The organism is Roseateles sp. P5_E11, assembly GCF_054049355.1.
This window is the reverse complement of sequence record NZ_JBFUMO010000347.1, coordinates 1-6255: the sequence shown is the minus strand read 5'-3', so window position 1 is coordinate 6255 and position 6255 is coordinate 1. Positions and strand designations below refer to the sequence as shown.

Annotated in this window: 8 protein-coding genes; 1 reads left to right on the top strand and 7 read right to left on the bottom strand. The window is 68.8% G+C overall.

Annotated elements, in window-relative coordinates:
- From ACXJKR_RS21450 to ACXJKR_RS21420, 7 genes are all read right to left on the bottom strand, one after another.
- Positions 1-358 (bottom strand): DEAD/DEAH box helicase (locus ACXJKR_RS21450; RefSeq protein ID WP_457324547.1); only part of this gene is annotated, 358 nt, incomplete at its 3' end.
- A 45-nt stretch (positions 359-403) separates the two neighbouring features.
- Entirely contained in the window at positions 404-1009 is a 606-nt protein-coding gene (locus ACXJKR_RS21445; RefSeq protein WP_457324546.1) for a hypothetical protein, read from the bottom strand.
- An 11-nt stretch (positions 1010-1020) separates the two neighbouring features.
- A complete protein-coding gene (locus tag ACXJKR_RS21440; RefSeq protein ID WP_457324545.1) occupies positions 1021-1416 on the bottom strand; it encodes a hypothetical protein in 396 nt (131 codons plus the stop codon).
- A gap of 53 nt (positions 1417-1469) precedes the next feature.
- Positions 1470-1838 (bottom strand): hypothetical protein, encoded by a 369-nt coding sequence (locus tag ACXJKR_RS21435; protein WP_457324544.1) that lies wholly within the window; start codon positions 1836-1838, stop codon positions 1470-1472.
- Between the two features lie 301 nt (positions 1839-2139).
- On the bottom strand, positions 2140-2484 hold the full coding sequence (locus ACXJKR_RS21430) for a translation initiation factor Sui1 (RefSeq protein ID WP_457324543.1): 345 nt from the start codon (positions 2482-2484) through the stop codon (positions 2140-2142).
- Positions 2481-4694, bottom strand: a complete 2214-nt coding sequence (locus ACXJKR_RS21425; protein ID WP_457324542.1) for an alpha/beta fold hydrolase — start codon at positions 4692-4694, stop codon at positions 2481-2483. The genes ACXJKR_RS21430 and ACXJKR_RS21425 overlap by 4 nt, the downstream gene beginning before the upstream one ends.
- A gap of 32 nt (positions 4695-4726) precedes the next feature.
- Complete coding sequence (locus tag ACXJKR_RS21420) at positions 4727-5131, bottom strand: rhodanese-like domain-containing protein (RefSeq protein WP_457324541.1); 405 nt, start codon at positions 5129-5131, stop codon at positions 4727-4729.
- A gap of 65 nt (positions 5132-5196) precedes the next feature.
- Here ACXJKR_RS21420 and ftrA point away from each other — a divergent pair, with 65 nt between their 5' ends.
- Positions 5197-6183, top strand: a complete 987-nt coding sequence (gene ftrA, locus ACXJKR_RS21415; RefSeq protein ID WP_457324540.1) for a transcriptional regulator FtrA — start codon at positions 5197-5199, stop codon at positions 6181-6183.
- Positions 6184-6255 lie beyond the last annotated feature (72 nt).

Genomic DNA, 6255 nt, shown 5'->3' with positions numbered 1-6255 from the left:
GGCTCTCGATCTGCGGCTTCATGGGGTTGCCGCCGCACAGGCTCAGCACCTTGATGTTGTCGGCCGCGCGGGCCAGGCGGCGGATTTCCTGCGTGACCTGGTCGGCCAGCTCGCGCGTGGGGCAGAGCACCAGGGCCTGCACGCGCGGCAGGTCGGCTTTGAGCCGGTGCAGCAGCGCGATGGCGAAGGCGGCGGTCTTGCCCGAGCCCGTCTGCGCCTCGCCGATGACATCGCGGCCCGCCAGGGCCAGCGGCAGGCTGCCCGCCTGGATGGGCGTCATCTGCGCATAGCCGAGCTGGCCGAGGTTGGCCAGCATGGCGGGGCTGAGAGGCAGGCGGTCGAAAGCGGTATCGGTCATCGGCCCGATTGTCGCGGTTGCACTTACAACGTCCTCGGCGCCTCGCTAGCCGAGCCACGTGGGCAACACCGCCGACAGCCGCGTCGTCGTGCCCTGGACGAACTCGACGACGACCAAGGCACCATCTCGCGAGAACGGCGGCTGCGGGAATCCGGCCGTGAAGACAGCCTCCCGCGGCGACGTCAAGTCCTGCGAAGACACGTAGTCGCTGCCCCTGAGCACCCAGATCGTTCGCGGTTGCCAGGCCGTCAGCAACGGCTTGCCATCCCCGCCAACAACTGCGGCACCGACAAGCCAAACCTTGATCGATGCGCCGGTGGAAGGCGTATCGAAACGCGGCTGCCCGGTGACGGGATCGATTTGCATGGAAGGCGCCGATCCCGCTGCCAGCGTCACCTCCTGGGCCCAGGCGCGCAGCGAAGTCGTCCCGGCATCCACGACGGCCGTCGCCTGCTGCAGGTCCTGCAGTTGGCGGTCATGGAGGCTGCGCTCGCTTTGCGGGCCTGGACCGGGCGAACCGCCGCATGACGCCATGAACGGCAGTACCGCAGTTGAAAGGGCAATTCGACGTGTTGGCATGCAGCCATGGTCGGCACCCTGGACGGCGAAGGCATCCTCAGATTTGCTGGCCTTTGAGAGGGCAGAGCGCAAGCTTTGCATCGCTACCCCCACCTGCAAGCCGTCTGGAGCATGTCGCCGGCCTTCGAATCGAACTTCTGCAGTTCCGCGGCGATCAGCGCCCTGCAGGCTTGGCTGCGAACATCCTGACCCTGGCAGCTCAGCGAGGCCGGAGGTTCAGTCAATTGGATCAGCAGCTCTCCCATCGAGGATGAAATGGCGCACACGTGGTAGTTGAGTCGCTCCCGATGAAGGGCCGGGTCGGCAAGGTAATGCTTCAACCTTTCGACGCTCCAGGGCGTCATGCGAACCAGGCGGTCGGAAACATGCCCGACGTACATCGGGTCGGCCTGAATCATCTGCAGGGCTTCTATCAATCGTCTCGTGCCGCTCTGCGTCTGACTGACGTAGGCGTCGGCATCGCCCAGCCATTTCGACATGTCGTCTGAAGCGGTGTACGAAGCGAGCAGCGCACCTTCAATGACGATCCGGGCTACTTTTTTTTTAGACCCGTCAGCACATCAAGGTAGGCGACCCTGTTCACTGCCAACGCACGACGCTGCTGCTCGAAGAACTGCTGGTCGGCAGCCGACAGGTCCGCGCGATTGAGCAGCGAGCCGATGAAACAGGCCGCCTGGGCGAAGCTCTGATCCTGCTGAAAGAAGTCTGTCGTCACCTGGGACTTGGTCTGAACGACAGCCCTGATCTCTGAGCCCAGTTGCGCCCCGGCACCGGCATCGCCCTTGGCTTCCTTGATGACCTTCAAGCGGGCGACATCCGCCTCGGCAGCCGCGGAAATCTTGAGCGCAATGCCCTTGGACGTCGAAATGTCGTATGTCGTCGTGATCTCCTTGCCGATCATGGCGTGGACGCCGGCGCACACCTCGACCTCGGGCGACACGCGCGCCGCGGCAGGCGCCGACTCCGAAGGCCGGCACCCAGCCAACGCCACCCACGCAATCGCGAGCAAGGGCACTGATGTCCAACGCTTTGAAGTCGCCATAGCAGATCCTCCATTAACACTTGCGGACGGCGCGCTGACGCCTGTGTCATCAGGCTAGAGGGTCTTCATTGGCGGCACATCCACGATTCTGACGAGGGCCAAGCGTGGGCAAGCCCCATTTACCAGCACCGCAGCCCCGATGGCGGGCAGCTGGAATCAATCAGCCGCCCGCGCGCTTGACCGTCCAGCCCTCGGGCCGCGCCTTCAGCCAGGCCAGCACCTTGTCGAGGTGGTCGCCCTGGATCTCGACGACGCCGTCCTTGACCGTGCCGCCGCTGCCGCACAGGGCCTTGAGCTGCTTGGCGCACGCCGTCAGCGCCGCATCGTCCAGCGGCAGACCCTTGATGACGGTCACGCCCTTGCCCTTGCGCCCCGCCGTCTCGCGGCTGACGCGCACGATGCCGTCGCCCGCCGGGCGGAGCTTGGCCTTGCAGACGCATTGAGCGATGGGTTGCCCGCAACCGGGGCAGACCCGGCCGACGTCGGTCGAGTAGACGAGGCTCATGGCGCTGGCTTCAGATGCCGCTCGAAAAAGGCATCCATCGTGCGGTAGAGATGCAGCCGCGCTGCGCGGCCGGCGATGCCGTGGGCCTTGCCGGGGTAGATCTGCAGGTCGAAGGTCTTGCCGGCTGTCTGCAGGGCTTCGACGAGGCGCAGCGTGTGCTCGAACAGCACGTTGTCGTCTGCCGTGCCATGCACCAGCAGCAGCGGTTTGCTCAGCAGCGACGCGCGCGCCGGCAGATTGGCACTGGCGTAGGTCACCGCCTTGCCCCCCTCGGGCATGCCGAGATAGCGCTCGGTGTAGGCGGTGTCGTAGAGCGTCCAGTCGGTCACCGGCGCAACGGCGACGGCGGCCGCGAACGGCGTGTCGGCATCCAGCATCGCCCGCGCGCCAAGGAAGCCACCGTAGCTCCAGCCGAAGAAGCCTATGCGCGCCGCGTCCACGCCCGGCACGCGGCCGGGCAGCTGCCGCACGGCCGCGAACAGGTCGGCCACTTCGTGCTGGCCAAAGGACCGGTAGTGGGCACGCGTGAAGGCGCGGTCACGGTGCTCCATGCCTCGCACGTCCAGCATCAGCACGCCATAGCCGCGCTGCTGCCAGTAGGCGATCAATGGCATGTCGCGGCCCCAGCCCCAGTTCACCGTCGCGGAGCCCGGGCCGCCATAGGCCAGCACGATGGCGGGGTGCTTGCCCTGGCCGGGACGGCTGGCGGGTGCGAAGAAGAAGGCGTTCAACGGCGTGCTGCCGTCGGCCGCCGTCAGGTCCAGCGCCAGCGGGACGTTGGCGAAGGCCTCCAGCGCCGGGTCGGGCGCGTCACCGGCCAGGGCGATGGCACTGTCGCGGCCCAGGCTGCGCAGTTCCAGCCGCGGTGGCTGGCCCCAGGCCGAGCGGGTGACGAGCAGGCGGGCGCAGGCTCTGTCGGCCTTGGCATCGCGCCACTGGCGTTCGGCCATGCCCGGCAGGGCCTGGGCCTTGCCCCCGGCCAACGGCTGCAGGTAAAGCTCCCTGGTCTTGCCGCGGTCGCCGGCGGCAGCGAAGACGACGCCTCGCTCGCCCACGCACACCGCATGCGCCACCGCTTCGGCCTGCTGCGTCAGCGGCGTGCGCTGCCCGGTCGCGCGGTTGACCAGCAGCAGCTGGCGCCGGCCCGTTGCCTCGCTGGACCAGAGCAGGCCGCGCGGCGTCTCGATGAGATCGTCATGGACTTCGACCCAGGCCGCATCGGTCTCGACGGTGATGTCGTGTGGCGCGGCATTGGGTTTGAACTCGGTCAGCGTCAATCGCGTCTGGTCGCGGTTGAACCATTGCAGCCAAGGCGTGCCGTCGGCAAACCAGCCGGCGCGGGAGATGTACTCGGCGCCGGTCGGCAACTGCAGCGCATGCGCCTCAGCGGTGGCAACGCCGATGACAAAGGCGGAGACCTGGGCATTCGCTTCACCGGCAGCCGGATAGCGTTGCTCCGTCATCTCGGTGCGGTCCGCAAAGATCTGCGCCCGCGTCTTCAAGCCCACACGCTGTTCGTCGACGCGCAGCGCCAGCAGCTGACGCCCATCCGGGCTCCACCAGAAGCCGCGATGCCGGCCCAGTTCCTCCCCGGCAATGAACTCGGCCAGGCCCCAGGTCACACGGGGATTCATGCGCGCACCGAACAGCGGGCGCGGTTGGGCGCCGGCCTGCAGGGGCAGCACCATCAACTCGCCGCCCTGCACATAGGCCAGGGTCTTGCCGTCGGGGGCGCAGCGCGGGTCCTGCTTGGGCGCGTCGGGCGTGTTCGTCAGGCGCTGAGCCTCAGGGCCCCCGGCGCTCAACTTGACCAGATAGAGGTCACCTGACAGCGGAAAGAGCAACGCACTGTCGTCGCTGCCGCACCACTGGTAGCCGGTGATGCCGCGCTGGCTGATGCGCTGGCGCTCCAGCGCCATCTTCTCGGCCTCGCTGAGCTTCTGGGCGGCACCGCCGAGCAGGTCGGCCGCGCTGACGAGCTTGCGCGGCTCGCCACCTGCGCTGGGCTGGGCCCAGAGCTCCAGCACCTCGCTGTCCGCCGCCGACGGGCGCAGGAAGCTGACCCATTGGCCGGCGGGCGAGATCTCAGCCTGGCGCGGCAGGCGGCCGGCGAGCGGCGGGTCGGCGGTGAGGCGCTCAAGGGTGAGGGTCTGGGCCGAGGCTGCGCTTGTGACGCAGGCCGCGGCCAGCAGGGTCATGAGGATCTTCATCACGACATGCTAGCCGCGCCTCGGTCCAGGGCTCAGGCAGGCACGGCCGCGGTCGCCAGCTCGAAGCCCTCGTCCAGCCAGCCGGTGATGCCGCCGGCCATGATCTTCACCGGCCGGCCCAACCGCGCCAGCCGCAGCGCGCCGCGGGCCGCGCCGTTGCAGTGCGGGCCGGCGCAGTAGGTCACGAAGAGGGTGTCCTTGGGCCAGGCAGCCAGCTTGCTCTCGACAAGCTTGCCGTGCGGAAAGTGGATGGCGCCTGGCACATGGCCGCGGGCGTAGAGCTCGGCCGAGCGCACGTCCAGCAGCACGAAATCGGCGCCCTGGGCCAGCGCGTCGTGCACGTCCCAGCAGTCGGCCTCGAAAGTGAATTCGGCGGCGAAGTGCGCCTCGGCTTGCGCGGACGGGGCGGCGGGAATGGCGGTCACTTGAGAAGGCATGGTGGGCTCCGTTGAACAGGTGCCGCCATGGTCGCAACGGCCGGCCGGGGCCACAATTGGCGCCTATGACCCGTATCGACAAGATCACGCCAAACACCACGGGGCCGCTCGTCGTCGCGCCGGTCTACGACGGCCTGTGCACCTTCGAGTTCGCCATTGCCGCCGAGGTCTTTGGCCTGGCGCGGCCGGAGATGGGCCCGGGCTGGTATCGCTTCGCCAGTGCCGCCATCGAGCCCGGGCCGCTGCGCGCCCACGGCGGCCTGACGGTCAGCAGCGACGGCGGCATCGAGCTGCTGGACCAGGCCGACCTCATCGTGATGGCCGGCTGGAAAGGCGCCGACGTGCCGGTGCCTGAGGCGCTGGCCAAGCGGCTGCGCAAAGCCTGGCAGCGCGGCGCGCGGCTGGCATCGATCTGCTCGGGCGCCTTCGTGCTGGCCGCCACCGGCCTGCTGGACGGCCGCCGCGCGGCCACGCACTGGCGCTATGCCGACAAGCTGCGCGAGCGCCACCCCGCCATCGACGTCGATGCCGGCGTGCTCTATGCCGAGGAGGACCGCGTCTTCACATCGGCCGGCAGCGCGGCGGGCATCGACCTGATGCTGCACCTCGTGCGCAGCGACTTCGGCGTGGAAGCCGCCAACAGCGTCGCACGCCGGCTGGTGATGCCCGCCCACCGGGGCGGCGGGCAGGCGCAGTTCATCGAGCGGCCGGTGCCGCGCGACCGCACGAACCGGCTGTCCGGCCTGATGGGCCAGGTGCGCGCCGATCTGCGCGCGCCGTGGACGCTGGAGCGCATGGCCGCGGCCAGCGCCATGAGCCCGCGCACGCTGCTGCGCCGCTTCACCGAGGCCACCGGCCAATCCCCCGGCGACTGGCTGATTGCCGAGCGCGTCGCCGAGGCCCAACGGCTGCTTGAGGCCAGCAGTCTGCCGGTCGAAAGCGTCGCGGCCGAGGCTGGGTTTGGCAGCGTGCAGGCGCTGCGGCATCACTTCCAGGCGCGGCTCGGGCTGGCGCCAAGGGCTTATCGGAGCAGTTTTGGGGTGGGGCGGTAGTCCGGTCCACAGCATTGGGGAAACGTGCTTGGCGCCTGAACTTGGAGTGCGATGGATACCTCAGGCCCAATG